This is a genomic window from Corynebacterium nasicanis, from assembly GCF_042658165.1.
In the GTDB taxonomy this organism is placed as follows: domain Bacteria; phylum Actinomycetota; class Actinomycetes; order Mycobacteriales; family Mycobacteriaceae; genus Corynebacterium; species Corynebacterium nasicanis.
In genome coordinates, this window is sequence record NZ_JBHSQE010000009.1 from 157,430 (window position 1) to 175,300 (window position 17,871).

Annotated in this window: 18 protein-coding genes; 10 read left to right on the forward strand and 8 right to left on the reverse strand. The window is 68.0% G+C overall.

Features of this window, described 5'->3' with window-relative positions:
• Positions 1 to 11 precede the first annotated feature (11 nt).
• Together ACFPUZ_RS09390 and ACFPUZ_RS09395 are read right to left on the reverse strand one after the other, a co-directional pair.
• Positions 12 to 1,547 (reverse strand): class I adenylate-forming enzyme family protein, encoded by a 1,536-nt coding sequence (locus tag ACFPUZ_RS09390; protein ID WP_377001657.1) that lies wholly within the window; start codon positions 1,545 to 1,547, stop codon positions 12 to 14.
• Between the two features lie 202 nt (positions 1,548 to 1,749).
• Positions 1,750 to 2,370, reverse strand: coding sequence for a TetR/AcrR family transcriptional regulator (locus ACFPUZ_RS09395; protein ID WP_377001658.1), 621 nt, complete (start codon positions 2,368 to 2,370; stop codon positions 1,750 to 1,752).
• A 103-nt stretch (positions 2,371 to 2,473) separates the two neighbouring features.
• On the opposite strand from ACFPUZ_RS09395, the gene ACFPUZ_RS09400 reads away from it, so the two are divergent.
• Positions 2,474 to 3,748, forward strand: a complete 1,275-nt coding sequence (locus tag ACFPUZ_RS09400) for an alkene reductase (RefSeq protein ID WP_377001659.1) — start codon at positions 2,474 to 2,476, stop codon at positions 3,746 to 3,748.
• The gene (locus ACFPUZ_RS09405; protein ID WP_377001660.1) at positions 3,745 to 4,500 is read left to right on the forward strand and encodes an SDR family NAD(P)-dependent oxidoreductase; all 756 of its coding nucleotides are present in this window, start codon (positions 3,745 to 3,747) and stop codon (positions 4,498 to 4,500) included. Before ACFPUZ_RS09400 ends, ACFPUZ_RS09405 begins: the two co-directional genes overlap by 4 nt.
• A gap of 58 nt (positions 4,501 to 4,558) precedes the next feature.
• Here ACFPUZ_RS09405 and ACFPUZ_RS09410 read toward each other — a convergent pair whose 3' ends face one another.
• The gene (locus ACFPUZ_RS09410; protein WP_377001661.1) at positions 4,559 to 4,870 is read right to left on the reverse strand and encodes an EthD family reductase; all 312 of its coding nucleotides are present in this window, start codon (positions 4,868 to 4,870) and stop codon (positions 4,559 to 4,561) included.
• 12 nt (positions 4,871 to 4,882) lie between these two features.
• The gene (locus ACFPUZ_RS09415; RefSeq protein WP_377001662.1) at positions 4,883 to 6,430 is read right to left on the reverse strand and encodes an acyl-CoA carboxylase subunit beta; all 1,548 of its coding nucleotides are present in this window, start codon (positions 6,428 to 6,430) and stop codon (positions 4,883 to 4,885) included.
• Between the two features lie 193 nt (positions 6,431 to 6,623).
• On the opposite strand from ACFPUZ_RS09415, the gene ACFPUZ_RS09420 reads away from it, so the two are divergent.
• The 4 genes from ACFPUZ_RS09420 to ACFPUZ_RS09435 are packed head-to-tail and all read left to right on the forward strand — an operon-like array spanning position 6,624 to position 9,632.
• Entirely contained in the window at positions 6,624 to 7,097 is a 474-nt protein-coding gene (locus tag ACFPUZ_RS09420) for a MaoC/PaaZ C-terminal domain-containing protein (protein WP_377001663.1), read from the forward strand.
• Positions 7,090 to 8,280, forward strand: coding sequence for an acyl-CoA dehydrogenase family protein (locus ACFPUZ_RS09425; RefSeq protein WP_377001664.1), 1,191 nt, complete (start codon positions 7,090 to 7,092; stop codon positions 8,278 to 8,280). Before ACFPUZ_RS09420 ends, ACFPUZ_RS09425 begins: the two co-directional genes overlap by 8 nt.
• 35 nt (positions 8,281 to 8,315) lie before the next feature.
• The gene (locus tag ACFPUZ_RS09430; RefSeq protein ID WP_377001665.1) at positions 8,316 to 8,774 is read left to right on the forward strand and encodes a cupin domain-containing protein; all 459 of its coding nucleotides are present in this window, start codon (positions 8,316 to 8,318) and stop codon (positions 8,772 to 8,774) included.
• 9 nt (positions 8,775 to 8,783) lie between these two features.
• Positions 8,784 to 9,632, forward strand: coding sequence for a PaaI family thioesterase (locus ACFPUZ_RS09435; protein WP_377001666.1), 849 nt, complete (start codon positions 8,784 to 8,786; stop codon positions 9,630 to 9,632).
• Between the two features lie 198 nt (positions 9,633 to 9,830).
• Here the strand turns inward: ACFPUZ_RS09435 and ACFPUZ_RS09440 are convergent, their stop codons facing one another.
• Genes ACFPUZ_RS09440 through ACFPUZ_RS09450 form a run of 3 tightly spaced genes read right to left on the reverse strand, consistent with a single transcriptional unit; the run spans position 9,831 to position 13,484 of the window.
• Positions 9,831 to 10,820 (reverse strand): ABC transporter ATP-binding protein, encoded by a 990-nt coding sequence (locus ACFPUZ_RS09440; RefSeq protein ID WP_377001667.1) that lies wholly within the window; start codon positions 10,818 to 10,820, stop codon positions 9,831 to 9,833.
• Positions 10,821 to 10,822: 2 nt separating this feature from the next.
• On the reverse strand, positions 10,823 to 12,421 hold the full coding sequence (locus ACFPUZ_RS09445) for an ABC transporter permease (protein WP_377002250.1): 1,599 nt from the start codon (positions 12,419 to 12,421) through the stop codon (positions 10,823 to 10,825).
• Positions 12,422 to 12,440: 19 nt separating this feature from the next.
• Complete coding sequence (locus ACFPUZ_RS09450) at positions 12,441 to 13,484, reverse strand: ABC transporter substrate-binding protein (protein ID WP_377001668.1); 1,044 nt, start codon at positions 13,482 to 13,484, stop codon at positions 12,441 to 12,443.
• Between the two features lie 75 nt (positions 13,485 to 13,559).
• On the opposite strand from ACFPUZ_RS09450, the gene ACFPUZ_RS09455 reads away from it, so the two are divergent.
• Entirely contained in the window at positions 13,560 to 13,922 is a 363-nt protein-coding gene (locus ACFPUZ_RS09455) for a VOC family protein (protein ID WP_377001669.1), read from the forward strand.
• A gap of 19 nt (positions 13,923 to 13,941) precedes the next feature.
• Here the strand turns inward: ACFPUZ_RS09455 and ACFPUZ_RS09460 are convergent, their stop codons facing one another.
• The gene (locus tag ACFPUZ_RS09460) at positions 13,942 to 15,270 is read right to left on the reverse strand and encodes a M20/M25/M40 family metallo-hydrolase (RefSeq protein WP_377001670.1); all 1,329 of its coding nucleotides are present in this window, start codon (positions 15,268 to 15,270) and stop codon (positions 13,942 to 13,944) included.
• Between the two features lie 86 nt (positions 15,271 to 15,356).
• Between ACFPUZ_RS09460 and ACFPUZ_RS09465 the strand changes: the two genes are divergently transcribed.
• The 3 genes from ACFPUZ_RS09465 (at position 15,357) to bsaP (ending at position 17,867) form a co-directional block, all read left to right on the forward strand.
• The gene (locus tag ACFPUZ_RS09465; RefSeq protein WP_377001671.1) at positions 15,357 to 16,448 is read left to right on the forward strand and encodes a baeRF3 domain-containing protein; all 1,092 of its coding nucleotides are present in this window, start codon (positions 15,357 to 15,359) and stop codon (positions 16,446 to 16,448) included.
• Positions 16,449 to 16,623: 175 nt separating this feature from the next.
• On the forward strand, positions 16,624 to 17,622 hold the full coding sequence (bioB, locus tag ACFPUZ_RS09470) for a biotin synthase BioB (protein WP_377001672.1): 999 nt from the start codon (positions 16,624 to 16,626) through the stop codon (positions 17,620 to 17,622).
• Positions 17,622 to 17,867, forward strand: coding sequence for a biotin synthase auxiliary protein BsaP (gene bsaP / locus ACFPUZ_RS09475; protein ID WP_377001673.1), 246 nt, complete (start codon positions 17,622 to 17,624; stop codon positions 17,865 to 17,867). Before bioB ends, bsaP begins: the two co-directional genes overlap by 1 nt.
• The last annotated feature ends 4 nt before the right edge of the window (positions 17,868 to 17,871 follow it).

Consider the following 17,871-nt stretch of genomic DNA (forward strand, 5'->3'; position numbering starts at 1 on the left):
GTGGGGGCGGATCAGGGGATCCAGCCGAGGTTCTTCTTCAGTTGGGTTTTGACGAGTTTTCCGGCGGCGGATCGGGGGAGGTCGTCCGTTTCGAGAAAGACCATCTGCTTCGGAATCTTGTATCCGGCCAGGTGGCCGCGAAGGAAGGTGGACAGTTCCTCTGCGGTGGCCACGGTGCCGTCGCGCAGCACGATGGCGGCGCGGACCTCCTCGTCCCACGTGAGGTCCGGGACGCCCATCACCGCGGCCTCGAGGACGCAGGGGTGCAGGTGGAGGACCTGTTCGACTTCGGCGGCGTAGACGTTCTCGCCGCCGGTCTTGATCATTTCCTTGAGGCGGTCGCGGAAATAGAAGTATCCGCGTTCGTCCTCGGTGGCGACGTCGCCGGTGTGCAGCCACCCTCCGCGGAAGGCCTCGGCGGTCTGGTCGGGGCGCCCGTAGTAGCCGCTCATGAGAGAGGGTCCGCGGACGCAGATCTCCCCGAGTTCCCCCGGTGGGACGGGGCGGCCGTCCGGGTCCTGCAGTTGGATCTCCACGGAGAAGTACTCCTGGCCGATGGAGCCGTCGACCGCGGGGTCGAACATGTCCTCGTGGCGCAGGCGAGTGACCATGGGGCCGGCCTCGGTGAGGCCGTAGCGGTAGAACAGTTCGGTGTCAGGCAGGGTGGCGGCGAACAGCTCCTTGTCCGGCATGCGCAGCAGCCCGGCTCCGGTGTGGACGGCCTTGAGGTGGCGGCGGAACACCGGGTTGTCGAACACCCCGCGGTCCATCATCTTCCGCATCATGTTGGGGATCATGAAGGTGTTGGTGATGCGCTCCTTCTCCACCCAGTCGGTGAGGGAGTCCTCATCGAACTTCGGGGCCAGCACGCTGGTGGAGGCGGCCACGAAGTGTGAGACCAGCCAGCACAGCAGGCCGGCGGAATGGAACAGGGGGGTGACGATGAGTCCGCGTTCTCCCGGGCGGGAGCCCAGCCGGCAGTCGATGATCTCGTTGATGGCGTTGACCACGGCGGCGCGGTGGGAGAGCACCACTCCTTTGGAACGCCCCGTGCTGCCGCCGGTGTAGATGATGCACAGCGGGGAATCGAGGGTGGCGGTGTCGTGGAAGGTGCCCTCCCCCTGGCGCAGGGCGTCGGCCTGCTCGCCTTCGACGATGACGGTGGGCAGCGTCTCGACATCGCGGCTGAGGATGGCGAGTGCGTCGTCGAGCAGCTCGACGAACTGCTGCTCGACGATGATCACCGAGGCGGAGGTCTCCTGGATGCCGTGGGCGAGTTCGCTCGCTGTCCAGCGCCAGTTGTAGGCGACGTAGACGCCTCCGCTGGCGGCGACCGAGAAGAACATCTCGGCGTTGAATACGGTGTTGCTTCCCAGGACTCCGACCCGGTCGCCGTCGTCGATGCCGAGGCTGCGCAGTCCGCGGGCCATGCCCCAGGAGCGTTCAGCCAGCTCACCGTAGGTGCGGCGGCCGTCGATGCCGACGAGAGCCTCCGTTCTCGGGTGCTGCCGATGGTGGAGGCGCAGCCAGTCTCCGATAGTGCGCATTGTGGTCCTCATTTCTGCGGGCTTCTCGTTGCTCCCGGGGAGGCCGGAGGGACGGCCACCCGAAAACTAACGAGCGTTCGTATGTGAGTCTAGATGTGACCGCCCACTCTTGCAAGCAGTTCTGTGACAAGGAGCATATCTGCCATGAAAAAGGAGGTCAGGACCCGAACGGGTCCTGACCTCCTGCCTGTGCAGCGCTGGTTTAGATGGCGTGCCGTGCCCGGGAAACGCGCTCATCCGCGTCGCTGACCTTGAGTTCCCGCAGGGCGAGAGTGGTGTAGGCGTCTGAGATCTCGTCCAGGGACAGCCGTCCCTCCGGGCGGTACCAGCCTGCGAGATGGGTGCCCATCCCGAGGATGCTGAAGGTGTGCAGGCGGGCGTCGAGCACGGAGGCCAGTCCGTCGCGTCCAGCCTCCTCCACCAGGCGCTGGATATTGCGCTCGTAGGTGTTGCGCTTCTCGATGATCTTGTCGCGGGCCTCATCGGAGAGTGCGGAGAGATTGGAGTTGCCGATGTGCACTTCGGGGGCGTGCTGGGCGTGGAATCGGACGTGGCAGTCGATCACGGCCCGGAGCTTGTCCACCACGTCGCCCTCCGTCCGCATCGCCGCTTCCTGTTCAACGACGAGGTCGTCGATGACGCCGCCCATCACCTGCAGAAGGAGATCCTCCTTGCTGGCGATGTGGTTGTACAGGCTGCCGATCTGGAGACCTGTAGCGGCGGCCACCTCCCGGAGTGACGTTCCGGCGTAGCCCTTCTGGAAGAAGAGCTCAGTGGCCTTCTCGCGAATGAGTCGTGCGGTGTTCTTGCCGGATCGGGCCATGGTGCGTTCACTTTCGTCGGTCGAGGGCAGAGTCCATGTTAGTGGGAGAGTGAATCCGCGGGAAAGCCTTTCGAAAACTAACAAACGTACGTAAGCTAATTGCATGACGCCGCACCGTCTACTCCAACCTGTCACACTCCAGGGTCTCCACCTGCGCAACAGGGTGGTCATGGCGCCGCTCACCCGCAGCCGCGCCCACCCCGACGGCAGTGCGAATGAACTCATGGAGGTCTACTACGCGCAGCGCGCCAGCGCGGGCCTCATCGTCTCCGAGGGGATCGTCGTCTCCGCCCAGGGTGTCGCCTACCCCGATGTCCCCGGCCTGTACACCGATGAACAGGCGCGCAGCTGGCGGCCGGTGACCCGCGCTGTCCACGCCAGGGGAGGCCACATTTTCGCCCAGCTGTGGCATGTCGGCCGGCAGTCCCATTCCTCCGTCCAGCCGGGCGGGGCCCTTCCTGTGGCCCCCTCGGCGATCCCGATCCGAGGATTCAGCTATTACCGGAGCTCCGGGAACATTCCCTTCGAGACTCCGCATCCCCTCAGCCGGGAGCAGATCCGCGTGGTCATCAGGCAGTATGCCGCGGCAGCCCGTCGGGCCGTCGCCGCCGGCTTCGACGGCGTGGAACTCCACGCCGCCAACGGCTACCTCATCGACCAGTTCCTCAACTCCGCCTCCAATGAGCGTTCCGACGAGTACGGGGGGTCGGTGGCGAATCGTGCCCGCTTCCTCCTCGAGATCATCGAGGAAGTGGCCCGCGAGATCCCCCGGGGGCGGATCGGGGTCCGTCTGTCTCCGTCCTCCCGTTGGATGGACGCCCTCGATGAGGACAAGAGCGCCCTGCATCACCACGTTGTATCTGCCCTGGCGGGCCGCGGCCTGGCCTATCTGCACCTGGTGGAACCGACGATCGCCGGCTCCACCACCGCGGAGATCGCCTCCGATGCCGTGCCCACCGCCGCACTCAGCGAACGCGCCGACACCCCCGTCATCGTCACGGGCGGCCACACCGCCGCCTCCGCCGAAAGGCTGCTCGCCGAGGGGACCGCCGATCTCGTGGGATTCGGGCGGGCCTTCATCGCCAACCCTGATCTGCCGGAGAGGTTCGCCACGGGGGCCCCGCTGCACGCGCACGACCGCCGCACCTTCTACCGCGGAGGGGCGGAAGGCTATGTCACCTATCCATCCCTCGCGGAGGAGGAGCGGTGGGCGGTGCTGCAGGATCGCTTCCGCTCCGGCGAGATCAGCCCGCGCACGTTGGACGAGCATCTGTCCCGGCGCGCCCCTGTAGAACTGGCCAGAGACGGCCTGCTCCACGCCTCCCGCGAACTCCGTTCCTCGCTTTTCACCAACCCAGAAAGAGAGACCCTCCCATGACCCGACCCGTTTCCTCCCTCAATGTCCTGGTCACCGGTGCCGGTGGCGGCATGTGCGTCGGCATCAATGCCCGCCTGGCCGCCGCCGGGCATACCGTGCTCTGTGCTGACCTCAATCTCGCGGCGGCCGAGGCGGCCGCCGAGCGCATCACCGCCGCCGGTGGGCGTGCGCTGCCTTTCGAGCTCAACGTGAGCAGCGATGAATCGGTCGCCGCGTTGCATGCCGCGGTTTCCGAGCAGGTCGGCCCGATTCAGGCGCTGGTCAACGCCGCCGGGATTCTCGACCGTAAATATCTGCAGGATCATGACACCGCCTCCTTCCAGTTCGCCCTGGACATCAACCTCACGGGTCCGTTCCGGCTTATCCGGGAGTTCGGGCCGGAACTGGTGGAGCAGGGATGGGGGCGCATCATCAACATCTCCTCCATCGCCGGCGTCACGGGCTACCACTACCCGAGTTACGCGGCGTCGAAGGCGGGCCTGTCGAACCTGACCCGCTCCCTCCTCGTCGATTTCTGGGGCACCGGCGTCACGGTCAACTCCATCTGCCCGGGCGTGGTGGACACGGCGATGGTCATCCAGGAGGTACGCGACCAGGTGAAAAAGAAGGTCCCCACCGAGCAGATCGTCACCCCGGAGGAGATCGGTGCGCTCGCCGCCTTCCTGCTCACCGACGATGCGCGGAGTATCAACGGGGCCGATCTGCTTATCGACGGCGGCGCCACCCAGGTGTTCAGCCTTTTCGACCGCTGATCTCCGACACGTCTGAAGGGGCGGGACCGGATCCGGTCCCGCCCCTTCAGACGTGTGTCTAGAGGTCGATCTCCACTTCCTCCGAGATGAACCACTGCATGTCGGAGAGGAAGAGTTCCTCGTGGGCGAGGAGATCGGCGCCCGCGGCGCCGGCATAGGCCTGCTTGACGTCCTGCACCGAGTCGAACCACAGCTCGGCCATTCCGTCGAAGGGCCAGGACTTGGGGTGGTCGATCGCGGGGTTCTGCCGGTAGCGACGAATGCCGGGTAGGCGCCGGACATAGGCCGGGTGGTCGTCGTTCCAGTGGCGGAGGAACTCCTCCCTCGACAGCTCCGGCTTCTTGCTGATGACAGCGACGATCTTGATCACGGCGTCTCCCTGCTACACCGGGGTGACGGCCTGGCGGCGCTCGACCGGCTCCGCCTTGCGCTTGCCGTAGAGGGCGAGGCGGCGGGTGAGGTCGGCGCGGAGCTCATTGGCGGGCACGACGGCCTCGACGGCGTTGGCGTTGGCGATCTTGAACACGTCGATACCCTCGGCGTACTCGGCGTGCTTCTCGGCGATGAAGGCCTTGCGCTCGGCGGGATCCTCGATCTCGTGGATCTGGTTGTAGTAGATGCCGTTGACTGCGGCATCGGGGCCCATGAGGGCGGGGCGGGCGGTGGGCAGGGCGATGACGGCATCCGGGTTCATCGGAGCGCCGGACATGGCCAGGTAGCCGCCACCGTAGGCCTTGCGGACCAGGACAGTGATGCGGGGGACGCGGCATTCGGACACGGCGAAGATCATCTTGGCGCCGTGGCGGATGATGCCCTGACGTTCCACGGCGGAGCCGATCATGTAGCCGGCGATGTCGACGAGGAAGATGATGGGGATGTTGTAGGCGTTGCAGATCCAGATGAAGCGGGCGGCCTTGTCGGAGGAGTCGGGGAAGATGGACCCGCCCATGTGGGTGGGCTGGTTGCCCACCAGGCCGACGGGTCGGCCGTTGATGCGGGCGAAGCCGGTGAGCATCTCCGGAGCGAAGAGTTCCTTGTAGGGGAACCAGGAGCCTTCGTCGACAAGCGACTCGACGAACTCCTCCATGTCGAAGATCTCGGCCTCGCGCAGGGGCACGATCTCCTCGAGGGAGCGGCCCTCGCGGGGCTCGGCAGCGGGGGCGATGGGGGCGGGGGTCTCCCAGTTGGCGGGGAGGAAGGACAGCCACACGCGGATGGCGGCGAGGGCTTCGGCGTCGTCCTCCACGAGAACATCGCCGAGGCCGGAGACGGTGCAGTGCATCTCGGCGCCACCCATCTCCTCGAGTGTCACCTTCTCGCCGGTGACCATTTCGGCCAGGCGCGGGGAGCCGAGGTAGGCGGTAGCGTGACCGCGCACCATGATGGTGAGGTCACAGAGCGCGGGCACGTAGGCGGAGCCGGCGGGGGAGGGGCCGAACAGGGCACAGATCTGGGGGACCCGGCCGGAGATCTGGACCTGGTTGTAGAAGATGTTGCCCCAGGCGTGGCGGCCGGCGAAGGACTCGAACTGCTCGTCGATGCGGGCGCCGGCGGAGTCGAAGAGATAGACGATGGGGATACCGGCGGCGGTGGCCTTCTCCTGGGCGAGGGTGATCTTCTCGAAGGTGCGGTTGCCCCACGTGCCGGCCTTGACGCTGTAGTCGTTGGCGATGACGCAGACCTCGCGGCCGTCGACGCGGCCGAAGGCGATGACAACGGCGTCGCCGGGCAGACCCTCCTCGAAGCGGGCGAGGAGGCCGTCCTCGATGTAGTTCTCGTCGTCGAAAAGCAGGGCGAGTCGCTGGCGGACCAGGAGTTTTCCGGAGTCCTGGATCTTCTTGCGGTTCTTCTCGGAACCGCCGATGCGGGCCTCGGCGAGGCTGCGGGCGAGACGCTCGTGGACGGTTTCCTGGGTGGTGGGTGCAGTCATGGGGTCCTCCTGACGGGGATGGGGGTTGCGGTCCTCGAAAGTTCTTGAGGTTTCTCTATTCCTACACGAACGATCATTTGTTAGTCTACACTTGAGTGAGAGCCAGACCACGTTTTCGGAAGAATATTCCTCAGAGCACACTGGTTTCTCGCCCCCAACCACACACGCACCATCCCCAGAAAGGAGAACGACCATGACTGACGCCACCGTCAAAGGGCCCCCGGATCACCACTGGGAATCCCTCGTCGCCGGCGACCGCCTCCGCAGCCCGGGTTTGACGATCACCGAATCCCACCTGGTGAACTGGGCGGGCCTCACCGGAGACTGGGTGTCCCTGCACCTGGACGCCGTCCACGCGGCCGACACCCCTTTCGGGCAGCGCATCGGGCACGGCCCGCTCACGCTGTCCGCCGCCCTCGGACTCATGACCCAGACCGGCTACTTCACCCACGTCGTCGCCTGGCTCGGTCTCGATGAGGTCCGCGCGCTCGCGCCGGTGTTCATCGGCGACACCATCCGGGTGGAGGCGACCGTCTCCGTGTCCCGGGAGACCAAGCGCCCCGACAACGGCCTCTGGTCTCTCGACTACGTCGTGCTCAACCAGCACGGCGCCACCGTCATGACCTTCACCAGCAGTTTCCTCATCGAGCGGAGGCCCCGTGACTGACTCTGTCCATGCCCCCTTCTCCACCTTGGCGGACAACCCCGAAGTGGCGGCCGTGCGGCGGAAGGTCCGTCAGGTCCTGGCGGAGCACACCTCCCCGGAGCGCCTCGCCGACCACGATGAGGAGGAGAAGTACGACGCCGAGCTCTACCGGGAGCTCGCGAACGCCGGCCTCATCCGCCTCGAGACCGAACTCCACGGCCGCGGACCTGCTCATCAGAGCCAAGTCACCGTGCTCGAGGAATTGGGCGCCGGCGCCACCTCGGTCGGCGTGAGCATCGTCGTCCAGTACATGGGCGTCGAACTGCTGCACCGCTTCGCCGACGACCCGCAACGCGCCTCCTATCTCGCCCCGCTTCTCGACGGCGACGTCCGCATGTCCTTCGCCCTCAGCGAACCCGAGGGCGGCACCGACGTGGCCCGCGCCATGTCCACCCGCGCCCGTCGCGAGGAGGACGGCACCTGGGTGATCGACGGCCGGAAGAAGTGGATCGGCGGAGCTTCCACCGCCGACTTCCTCATCGTCCTCGCCCGCACCGCGGAGATCGAGCGCTCCTCCATCGACGGCATCACCATGTTCATCGTCCCGCGCTCGACCCCCGGCATCACCACCACGCCCATTGACACCATGGGCATCCGGGCCCTCGAGCAGGCGGACATCGTCTTCGACAACGTCCGGGTCCCCGCTGACCTGGTGCTCGGAGAGGAGCACCGGGGCTTCCGCCAGGTGCTGGCCACCCTCAACGGTGAGCGCCTCAACGGCGCCGCCGTGGCCCTGGGCATCGCCCGCGGGGCGCTGGAGACGGCGGTGGAGTACGCGGGGCGTCGAGAAGCATTCGGCCGCCCGGTCGGCGCCTTCCAGGCGCTGCAGCACGAACTGGTCGACGCCGCCGTGGCCGTCGAATCCGCCCGCCTCCTGCTCCACAACGCCGCCCGCACCTCCGATGAGGCGGAAGGCGGCGCCGTGGAGACCCTCTCCGCGATGGCGAAGCTCGCCGCCTCCCGGGCGGGCACCGTCACCACCGACATCGGCATGCGGGTCATGGGCGGCTGGGGATTCCTCCGCCAACTGCCCATGCAGCGCTATTTCCGCGACGCCCGCCTGTACACCTTCGCCCCCCTCACCGATGAAATGATCCGCAACTATATCGGTGAAAAGCACCTGGGCCTGCCCCGTTCCTACTGAACCCACCCCCGTATATCCCCGAAAGGAAATTCCCCATGTCCCAGAACATCCCCGGCCCCGATTTCGACATCACCAGGAACGTCGACATCTTCACCGTCAACCGTGCCGCCGACCTTGAGGCGGCCCCCGGCCAGACCGAGAACGCCCGCCGCATCTCCGGCGTGTCCAAGGAGAACTCCGCTGCCAGCCGGATCTGGTTCGGCAAGGTCTACACCGGCCCCGGCGAGGTGTCCGGTGCCCATCACCACGGCGAGGCGCAGACCGGCGGCTACGTATTCAAGGGCCGCGGCTACATCCGCTACGGCGAGCGCTACGAGAACATCGTCTACATGGAGGAGGGCGACTTCGTCTTCGTCCCGCCCTTCATGCCGCACATCGAGGGCAACGCCAGCCAGACCGAGGAGCTCATCTGGATGACCACCCGCACACCGGACAACATCGTGGTCAACCTCGAGGACCAGGACATCGCCGACATCGAGATCGACTACCGCTAGGAGCCATCCATGCACACACTGGCCGCACAGCTGCCCGTGCCCTTCTACCGGGGCGTTCCCGAGGTCACGTTCGGCGTGGACATGGTGAGCACCGCGGGAGGGCAGGCCTGTGCCACGATGACGCCCACCGCGGCCATCGCCGTCGCGGGATCCGACGTCCTCCACCAGGGGGCGCTGGGGATCCTCATCGACGACACCTCCGCCTACGCCGCGCTCACCGGGCGCTCACCGCGGCAGTGGGGTGTCTCCTCCGTCATCAACGTGGATTTCCACGCCCCGGTGACGTCGTCGTCCGGGCGTTTCGAAAGCCAGGCGGGCTTCATCAGCCGGACCGGTGACTGGGGTTTCGCCGCCGGCACTGTGCGGGACGGACATGGAGCCCTGATCGCCACGGTGGACCAGCGGATGCGCTATCTGCCGGGGGATTCCTCGGTGCACGAGAAGCCGTGGGCCCCGCTGCGCGCCGCGGACACGCTCCCGCCGCTGGACGACATCCTGCAGCCCGTCCACCGGGAGGCGCGCCGGGCGGAGTTCCGACTGCAGACCGGGCCCCATCTGGCGAATCCCCTGGGCGCCATGCACGGTGGCATCGGCCTGTGCGTGTCCGAGATGGCGGCCCGGGTCGCCTGGAACGAGATGGTGGCGGACGAGGGCGTCAGCTTCCACACCTCCAACCTGCGCACCACCTATGTCAGGCCCGGGGATCTCTCCCATGATCTCGACGTCCGCGTGCAGGTGGTCCACGCATCGCGTTCCTTCGTTGTGCTCGAGGTGGCGATTCTCAACCGGGACGCCATGCCAGTCGTCATCGCTTTGAGCACGCTCCATCGTTCTGACGGAGAGTGGGTGGTGCGATAGGGCCTCCACCCGCTCAGTGCTGCTGCTTTACGGTTGTCGGCCCTGTGCCCTGAGGCACATCACGGTAGGCAGAGCTTCCCATGGGTGGATCGAGTTGAACTGCCGTGGGGCAAGCGGGTCACTCGACCTACGCCTGCCCTGATACACCTGACGTGATATGCCTCAGGGCAGGGGGAGGGGGTGGGGCAGGGGCCGCGCTTAAGCCCGGTACCCCAGCGGCCCGTGCACCCGCATCGTCACCGCGTCGCCGACCTCCGGGCGCACCCCGCGCACGCTCGCGCGGAAGACGGTGTCCAGGGCGTCGAGGGTGAGTGACCAGTCGCCGCCGTCGTAGAGCACGGAACGCACCTGCGCCGGGATGCCCTCCTCCCCGGCCGGCAGGACCTCCACCATGTGGGGGAGAATGGCCAGTGTCAGCGACTCGCCGCTGCCGATGATTTCGGAGGGGGCGGCGTTGAGCACGGTGGCGTCAAGAAGCGTCGCGTCGGCGATGAACGCGGCGACCGCGGCGGTGGCCGGGCGCGAGACGAGTTCGGCCGGGGTGGCGATCTGCTGGATCCGGCCCTCGCCGAGGACGACGATGCGGTCGGCGACGGACAGGGCCTCGGTGCGGTCGTGGGTGACGTGCACCGTGGTCAGGCCCGCGCGGCGCGTGAGGGTGACCAGTTCGCGGCGGAGGTTGTCGCGGAGGGGTTCGTCGAGGGCGGAGAGGGCTTCGTCGAGAAGCAGCACGGTGGGGTCGGCGACGATGGCGCGCGCCAGGGCGACGCGTTGGCGCTGGCCGCCGGAGAGGGAATCGGGGCGTCGAGAAGCGAACCCGGCGAGTCCGACGAGCTCGAGGGCCTGCTCCACCCGCTCCTTCCGCTTATCGACGCCCGCCCGTCGCAGCGGGTACTCCACGTTGCGGGCGACGGACATGTGGGGCCACACCGCGTGCTGCTGGAAGACCATGCCCATGCGGCGTTTCTCCGGTGGGACGTGGGTGATGTCTCGGCCGTCGACGGCGATGCTTCCTGAGCGGGGGGTGAGGAATCCGGCGATGGTGCGCAGCAGCGTCGTCTTGCCGGACCCGGAGGCGCCGATGAGCACGAGGAATTCCTCGGGGCGGACGTGCAGATCGATGTCGGCCAGGCCCGTGGTGCCGTCGGGGAAGACGACGCTGAGGTCGTGGATGTCGATGGCGGACACGGTCAGCTCCTGACTTTCGGGGAACGCACGGTGAGGGCCAAGGCGAGGATACCCACCACCGCAAACATGAGGGAGAGCGCGGAGGCCTGGTTGTAGTTGCCGGCCTGCTGCAGGTTGAACACCTGCACGCCGAGGGTCGTCGTGCCCGGGGCGATGAGCAGGATGGACACGGTCAACTCCCGCACGGCGGTGACGGCGACGAGCACCGCGCCGGAGAACGCCGCCGGAATCGCCAGGGCACCGGTGGTGCTCAGCAGGGCCCACAGGCGACCCGCCCCGGAGATACGCGCCGCCTCCTCGACCGCCAGCGGGGTGCCCTGCAGCGGGGCGCGCACCGCCTGCAGCACGAGGGCGGTGAAGGCGCACACGTAGGCGCCGAGGATGACCCACATGGTGTTGTAGATACCGGTGTAGCGCCCGAGGATGAGCCAGCCGACACCGATGATGAGCCCCGGCAGTGCGGTGGGCAGGAGCACAGTGAGTGTGAGGGCGGTGTTGCCGACAAAGCGCGTGCGGGTGACCAGCAGGCCGATGAGCCAGCCGAGCACCCCGCAGATGAGCGCCGCCGAGAGCGCCAGGGTGAGGGAGTTGGTGAAGCCCTCCACCACGCGGGGGTTGGCCAGGGAGCGGCGGAAGTTGTCCAGCGTGATCGTGTCGGCGGTAAGCGGGACGCCCGGGGCCGGCAGCAGCGCGCGGTAGGCCAGGCCGAGGAGGGGGCCGAGGGTGACGGCCAGGCCCAGTAGCCAGGCGGCCACGGTGACGGGCCAGCGGGCGGCCCCGAGATCGACGCGCAACGCCTGCCCGGTGTCCTGCAGGCGGGACCCGGCGTAGCGGGAAACGAGGTGGTCGGCGGTGACCGAGGCGATGCCGAGGACGAGGAGGACCACGCCGATGGTCGAGACGGTCTGCAGCGGGTTGGCCACGGTCCCGGACTCCATGAAGCGGTAGATCATGGTGGCCAGGGTCTCGAAACGCGCCGGGGAACCCAGCAGCGCGGGGATGCCGAAATCGGCCAGGTTCGCCACCGCCGTCAGGGTGAAGGCCGAGAGCAGGGCCGGGCGCAGCAGCGGGAGGGTGACGGTGCGCAGCATGGTGGCGGTGCCCGCGCCCGCCACGCGCGCCGCCTGCTCCAGGTCCGAGGGGATGGAGCGCAGGCCCGCGGAGACAATGACGTAGACGATCGGGTACGAGTGCAGGATGAGCAGGAACGTCACCCCGTCCGCGCCGTAGATGTTCCACACCTCGGCGCCGAACAACCGGTTGAGTCCCTGGTTCGGCCCGAAGAGCTGCAGCCACGCGATCGCCCCGATGAAGGGCGGGATGAGCAGCGGCGAGAGCAGGAACAGTCGCAGAGCGGTGGTGCCGTGGGCGTTCGTGCGGTCGAGGAGCAGCGCGAGGGCGGTACCGACGACCGTGGCCCCCACCGCCGAGAGCAGCGTGGTGAACGTGGAGTTCCACACCGCGGTGCCCAGCCCCTGGTCGAGCAGGACCGGGAGCTGATTGCCGCCGGCGGCCAGGGTGACGACAAGCGCCAGGGGAGTGACGAACAGTCCGAGGACGATCAACCACACCCCGACGCGCATCAGGGGGAGAGCGGGCATGCGGGTCACAGGATGAAAACTACTGCATGGCGTTCTGGAAGAGCGCGACCGCGGCGTCCTTGTCCTCGGTGACCACCTTAAGATCCGGGGTCATCAGCGCGATCTCGTGCAGCGCCGGGGTGCCCTCCGGGGTGCCCACATCCTCGCGCACCGGCAGGTAGGCCTGCTCGACGGCGATCTTCTGGCCCTCCGCGGAGAGCAGGAAGTTGATGTAGCGCTCGGCGGCCTCCTGGGCATCGGAGGCGGCGAAGACGCCGGCGGGCTCGGTGATGTACGGCGCGCCCTCGCTCGGGTAGACCGCCGCGACGGGGGAGCCGGCGGCCGCCAGGTCACGCACCAGGTAATCGACGACCACACCCACCGGGTGCCCGCCGCCCGCGATCTCCTGGGAGGTCGGGCCGTTGGACTGGGCGATCATCGGCTGGTTCTGGCCGAGGGCGTTGATCCAGTCCTCGCCGAGCTGGGAATCGTTCTTCCACACCGAGGCGTTGAAGGCGGCGGCACCGGAGACGGCCGGGTCGGGCATGACCAGCTGGCCCGCGTACTTCGGGTCGACCAGGTCGGCCCAGGACTGCGGGGCGTCGGCCTCGTCGATGACGTCGGTGTTGTAGGCGATGACGGTGGGGATGATGCGGGTGCCTACGTACGTGTTGTCGGCGTCGACGGCCTCGGCGATGAGCTCGCTGGTGTCCACGTCCTGCAGCTCCGCCAGGTCACCGGCGGCCTTGTAGCCCTCGAAGGTGGCGGCGTCCGCGGCCCACAGCACATCCGCCTCGATGGAGCCGGACTCCTTCTCCGCGGCGATGCGCGCGTTGAGATCACCCGTGCCCGCCCGGTACACCTCCACCTTGATGTCGGGGTTGGCGGCCTCGAAGGCGGCGTTGATCTCGTCGACCTTCTCCTCCGGCTCGGAGGTGTAGACGGTGATGGTGGTGATCTCACCTGCGGCAGTGGTGGCGGCAGTGGTGGTGTTGGTGGACTCCGTCGGCTCGGCGCAGGCGGCGAGCAGGACGGTGGTGGCGCCGAGGGCGGTCATCGCGAGGGTGGTGCGGAAGTGGCTCATGAGAACATCCTTTGTCCGTACTTATTTCGAGGCCTTCATGGTGCCACGGGCGCGCCATTCCCGCATGATGGACGCATGAGCCTGCGACTGTCCCACACCACCTTCGACTCCCGCGATCCCTTTGTCGTGGCCGAATTCTGGCGCGCGCTGCTCGGCTGGGAGATCACCGAACCGGAGTCCTATCGCCCGGGTTCGCCGGAGTGCTACCTCATCAGCCCCGACGGTTATGTGGTGCTGTTCTACTACTCACCGGACGCGAAGACCGTGAAGAACCGCGCGCACCTCGATCTGCGCCCCGACGGCGGTTCCTCCCGCGATGCGGAGGTGGAGCGCGCGCTGGCGCTCGGCGCGACCATGGTGGCGGACCTGCGCGAGGAGTTCACCTGGGTGGTCCTGGCGGACCCGGAGGGCAACGAGTTCTGCATCCTCAACGGCTAGCCTGCGCCGGGCGGGCTGCCTACACCCCGCAGAACCGCCGCACCAGGGAGCGGTAGGCGCGGAGGGTGAGGTCGAGGTCCTCGAGCTCGATGTATTCGTCGTGGTGGTGAAGTAGCTGGAACACATCGCCGAGGGTGCGTTCGCGGGCGTGGAGGGCGAAGCCGTAGCCGTTGCCGCCCAGGCGGCGGCCGAAGCGCAGGTCGGAGCCGCCCGCGGCGATGGTCGGGATGACGGGCACGCCGGGGAAGAACTCGTTGAAGGTGGCCACGAGGGCGTCGTACAGCGGGCCGGAGGTGGGGGAGACGGTGGCCGGTTCGGAGATGAGCCGCTCGATGCGGACCTCGTGGAACAGGTCGCCGAGGGCCTGCGCCAGGATGGCGTCGACCTCGTCCTGCGTGGTGCCGGGCAGGGGGCGGATGTCCAGGTCGAGGGTCGCCGAGGAGGGCAGCACGTTGATGGCGGTGCCCGCGCGCAGGATGGTCTGCGAGAAGGTCAGACGCGAGAGGGCGTGGGCGTAGCGCTTGAGGTCGCCGAAGTACTCGAAGGCGCTGTCGTCGGTGCCCTCGAGCAGGGCGCGTTCGATCGCGGGGTCGAAACGGAAGGCGCGGACGAATCCCTGCCAGAGGGGGTCGTGGGAGACGGGGACGTCGATAAGCGAGATACGCCGGGCGACCTCGCCGATCTTCGCGATGGCCGACTCCCGGCCATAAGGGTTCGAGCCGTGGCCGGCATCGCCGGTGACGTGCAGGCGACGCTGGGCGGCGCCCTTCTCGCCGACGACGATGACGAGGGCGTCGGAACCGTCGGCGATCGGCAGGTGCGAACCGCCGGTCTCGGAGAGGGTGTTGCGCCAGGAGAAGGCCTCCGGGTGCTCCTCGGAGAGCCACTTCGCGCCGAGGGTGCCGCGGGATTCCTCGTCGGCGACGCCCACGAACGTGAGGGTGCCGGTGGGGCGGCCGGAGCGGGCGGCGTCGCGCAGCACCGCGGCCTGGGTGGCGGTGATGAAGAGCATGTCCATGGCGCCGCGGCCGTAGAGGCGGCCGTCGATGATCTCGGCGCCGAAGGGGTCGACGGTCCAGCGTTCGGCGTCGACGGGGACGACATCGGTGTGGCCGAGGAAGGTGAGCGGCTCGGCGGCCGGGTCGGTGCCCTCGAGGGTGACCACGATGCTCACGCGGCCCGGCGCCGATTCGTAGCGGGTGATCTCGACGCCGGGCGTGCCGGCGAAGAAGCGCTCGAGGGTGTCGGCATTGCGCACCTCCTGGCCGGAGCCGGGGGTGTAGTCGTTGACGCAGGCGTTGCGGATCATCTCGCGCAGGAGGGCGAGGGTGTCGTCGTAGAGCGGCATGTCTACAACTTACCGCCGGGTTGTCTATGTTCCTGCTCGGGAACATTGTTAGCTCGCTGTGACCTAGATTTCAGTAGCGTGGAACTATGAATAACGCACTGATCGATCCGAACACTGACCCTGTCCGCCACGAAGATCTGCGCGCCCTCGCCGAGCTGGACGGCCCCGTCGTCTCCCTGCTCATCCCCACCCACCGCGGTGGCCCCGAGACCGTCAACGATCACCGCCAGCTCAAGCCGCTTCTCGACGACGCCCGCGCCCAGCTCGCCGACTCCGACGCCGACGCTGATGCCCTGCTCGCTGAGGTTGCAGCGCTGGCTGACGACGAGCCCTTCTGGCAGCGCCAGGCCGACGCGCTGGCCGTCTTCGCCTCCCCCTCCGGCACCCGCTGGTTCCGCACCACGCTCGACGGCCAGGCCCAGGTCAGCGTCGGTGACCACGCCAACCTGCGCCCCCTGCTGCCGCTCGTCGCCGACGACATGCCTTTCCTCCTGCTCGCCGTGAGCCAGGACCAGGTGCGCCTCTTCGAGGGCGACCGCACCTCGCTGTCCGAGCTCGACCTGGGCGACGCCCCGGCCTCCACCGACGACTCCGACTACTACACCCGCGAGCCCCAGTTCCAGCACCAGACCGGCGACCGCGCCCCCGCCCACGGCCACAGCACCGGGGAGAACGTCGTCCGCGACAGCTTCCTCCGCGACGTGGCGAAAGCGATCAACACCCGCTTCACCAACGACGACCGCCCGCTCATCCTCGCCGCCGTCGACGAGCACCGCGGCGGCCTCCGGGATCACCTGCCCAACGTGCAGCTTCTCGACGACACCGTCTCCGGCAACCCCGACCACCTCACCCCCGCGCAGCTGCACGAGAAGGCCTGGCCGCTGGCCTCCGCCGAGGCCGACAAGCGTCACAATGACCTGCTCGAGCGCTTCGGCGAGAACCTGGGCACCGGCCGCGCCACCCACGACTCCGCGAAGATCAGCCAGGACTCCGAGCACGGCCGCGTGGACACGCTCGTCCTGACCACGCTCGCCCTGCGCGAGAACACCCTGGGTGATTCCTCCAAGGCCGCGGATCTCGACGCCGCCGTCGCCCACACCCTGCGCAACAGCGGCACCGTGGACGTGATTCCTGCGTTTAATGAGGAGCGTGCGGCGGGGGCGATCTTCAGGTTCTAGAGGTGGGCCTGAAAAGCTTACATAATACCAATCTCGACCTGGGGAGATGTGTCCCGCGGGGAGGGCGGAGGTAAGCCTTTCAGGTTCGGCCTCCCCGGACCGCTGACTGAACACCATTCAATCCATCGGCTACACTGCACTGAACACCGTTCAAGCCCCGTGCACAAGGAGCCGTATGACCCCCGACATCCTCACCCGCGCCCGCGAGATCGCCCTCGAGCAGGGACAGGGCCTCACCGAGCCCGAACTGCTCGAGGTCCTCGAACTCGACGACGAGCACCTGCCGGAGCTCCTCGACCTCGCCCACCAGGTGCGTCTGCGCTGGTGCGGTGAGGAGGTGGAGATCGAGGGCATCATCTCGCTGAAGACCGGCGGCTGCCCCGAGGACTGCCACTTCTGCTCCCAGTCCGGCCTCTTCGAGTCCCCGGTCCGCGCCGTGCAGCTCGACATCGCCGAGCTGGTGGAGGCCGCGAAGCAGACCCAGAAGTCCGGCGCCACCGAGTTCTGCATCGTCGCCGCGGTCAAGGGTCCGGACGAGCGCCTCATGGTCCAGCTCGAGGAGGCCGTCGCGGCGATCTACGCGGAGGTGGACATCCATGTCTCCGTCTCCGTGGGCATCCTCACGCAGGAGCAGGTCGCGCGCCTCAAGGCCGCGGGCGTCAAGCGCTACAACCACAACCTCGAGTCGGCGCGTTCCTTCTTCCCGCGCGTCGCCACCACGCACACGTGGGATGAGCGCCACCGCACCCTCGAGATGATCCGCGATGCCGGCATCGAGGTCTGCTCCGGCGGCATCCTCGGCATGGGCGAATCCCTCGCCCAGCGCGCCGAGTTCGCCGTCCAGCTCGCCGCCTTCGCCCCCGAGGAGGTGCCCATCAACTTCCTCGATCCCCGCCCCGGCACCCCCTTCGCCAACCGCCCGCTTATCGACGCCGCCGAGGCCCTCAAGGCCACCGCCATGCTCCGGCTGGCCATGCCGAAGGCCACCCTCCGCTTCGGTGGCGGCCGCGAGCTCACCCTCGGTGACCTGGGCGTCGAGCAGGGTCTCAAGGGTGGGGCGAACGCGCTCATCGTCGGCAATTACCTCACCACGCTGGGCCGCCCCATGGAGAAGGACGTCGACATGCTCGAGGGCCTGCGCATCCCGATCAAGGCCGTCGGCCAGGTCATCTGATGGGCGAACTCGCCGCGGCGTGTGCCGCCGGGGAGGCTCCGTTGTTCCACCCCAACACCGGTGCGGAGATGGGTGTGGAGGACCGTCCCCTCTCCGTCGGTGCGGCCGCCGGTCTGGAACCTCCGCGCTACTGCCAGCTCTGCGGCCGCCGCATGAAGGTGCAGGTCCATCCGATGGGCTGGCGGGCGGAGTGCTCGCGGCACGGGGAGCTGGATTCGGTGCTGTTCGAGCGCGGCGCGTTCTGAGTGA

Excerpts from the sequence above, each read along its gene's own strand:
- ACFPUZ_RS09390 (WP_377001657.1), bottom strand. The coding sequence starts at position 1,547 with ATGCGCACTATCGGAGACTGGCTGCGCCTCCACCATCGGCAGCACCCG.
- ACFPUZ_RS09395 (WP_377001658.1), bottom strand. The coding sequence starts at position 2,370 with ATGGCCCGATCCGGCAAGAACACCGCACGACTCATTCGCGAGAAGGCC.
- ACFPUZ_RS09400 (WP_377001659.1), top strand. The coding sequence starts at position 2,474 with ATGACGCCGCACCGTCTACTCCAACCTGTCACACTCCAGGGTCTCCAC.
- ACFPUZ_RS09405 (WP_377001660.1), top strand. The coding sequence starts at position 3,745 with ATGACCCGACCCGTTTCCTCCCTCAATGTCCTGGTCACCGGTGCCGGT.
- ACFPUZ_RS09415 (WP_377001662.1), bottom strand. The coding sequence starts at position 6,430 with ATGACTGCACCCACCACCCAGGAAACCGTCCACGAGCGTCTCGCCCGC.
- ACFPUZ_RS09420 (WP_377001663.1), top strand. The coding sequence starts at position 6,624 with ATGACTGACGCCACCGTCAAAGGGCCCCCGGATCACCACTGGGAATCC.
- ACFPUZ_RS09430 (WP_377001665.1), top strand. The coding sequence starts at position 8,316 with ATGTCCCAGAACATCCCCGGCCCCGATTTCGACATCACCAGGAACGTC.
- ACFPUZ_RS09435 (WP_377001666.1), top strand. The coding sequence starts at position 8,784 with ATGCACACACTGGCCGCACAGCTGCCCGTGCCCTTCTACCGGGGCGTT.
- ACFPUZ_RS09445 (WP_377002250.1), bottom strand. The coding sequence starts at position 12,421 with ATGCCCGCTCTCCCCCTGATGCGCGTCGGGGTGTGGTTGATCGTCCTC.
- ACFPUZ_RS09450 (WP_377001668.1), bottom strand. The coding sequence starts at position 13,484 with ATGAGCCACTTCCGCACCACCCTCGCGATGACCGCCCTCGGCGCCACC.
- ACFPUZ_RS09455 (WP_377001669.1), top strand. The coding sequence starts at position 13,560 with ATGAGCCTGCGACTGTCCCACACCACCTTCGACTCCCGCGATCCCTTT.
- ACFPUZ_RS09460 (WP_377001670.1), bottom strand. The coding sequence starts at position 15,270 with ATGCCGCTCTACGACGACACCCTCGCCCTCCTGCGCGAGATGATCCGC.
- ACFPUZ_RS09465 (WP_377001671.1), top strand. The coding sequence starts at position 15,357 with ATGAATAACGCACTGATCGATCCGAACACTGACCCTGTCCGCCACGAA.
- bioB (WP_377001672.1), top strand. The coding sequence starts at position 16,624 with ATGACCCCCGACATCCTCACCCGCGCCCGCGAGATCGCCCTCGAGCAG.
- bsaP (WP_377001673.1), top strand. The coding sequence starts at position 17,622 with ATGGGCGAACTCGCCGCGGCGTGTGCCGCCGGGGAGGCTCCGTTGTTC.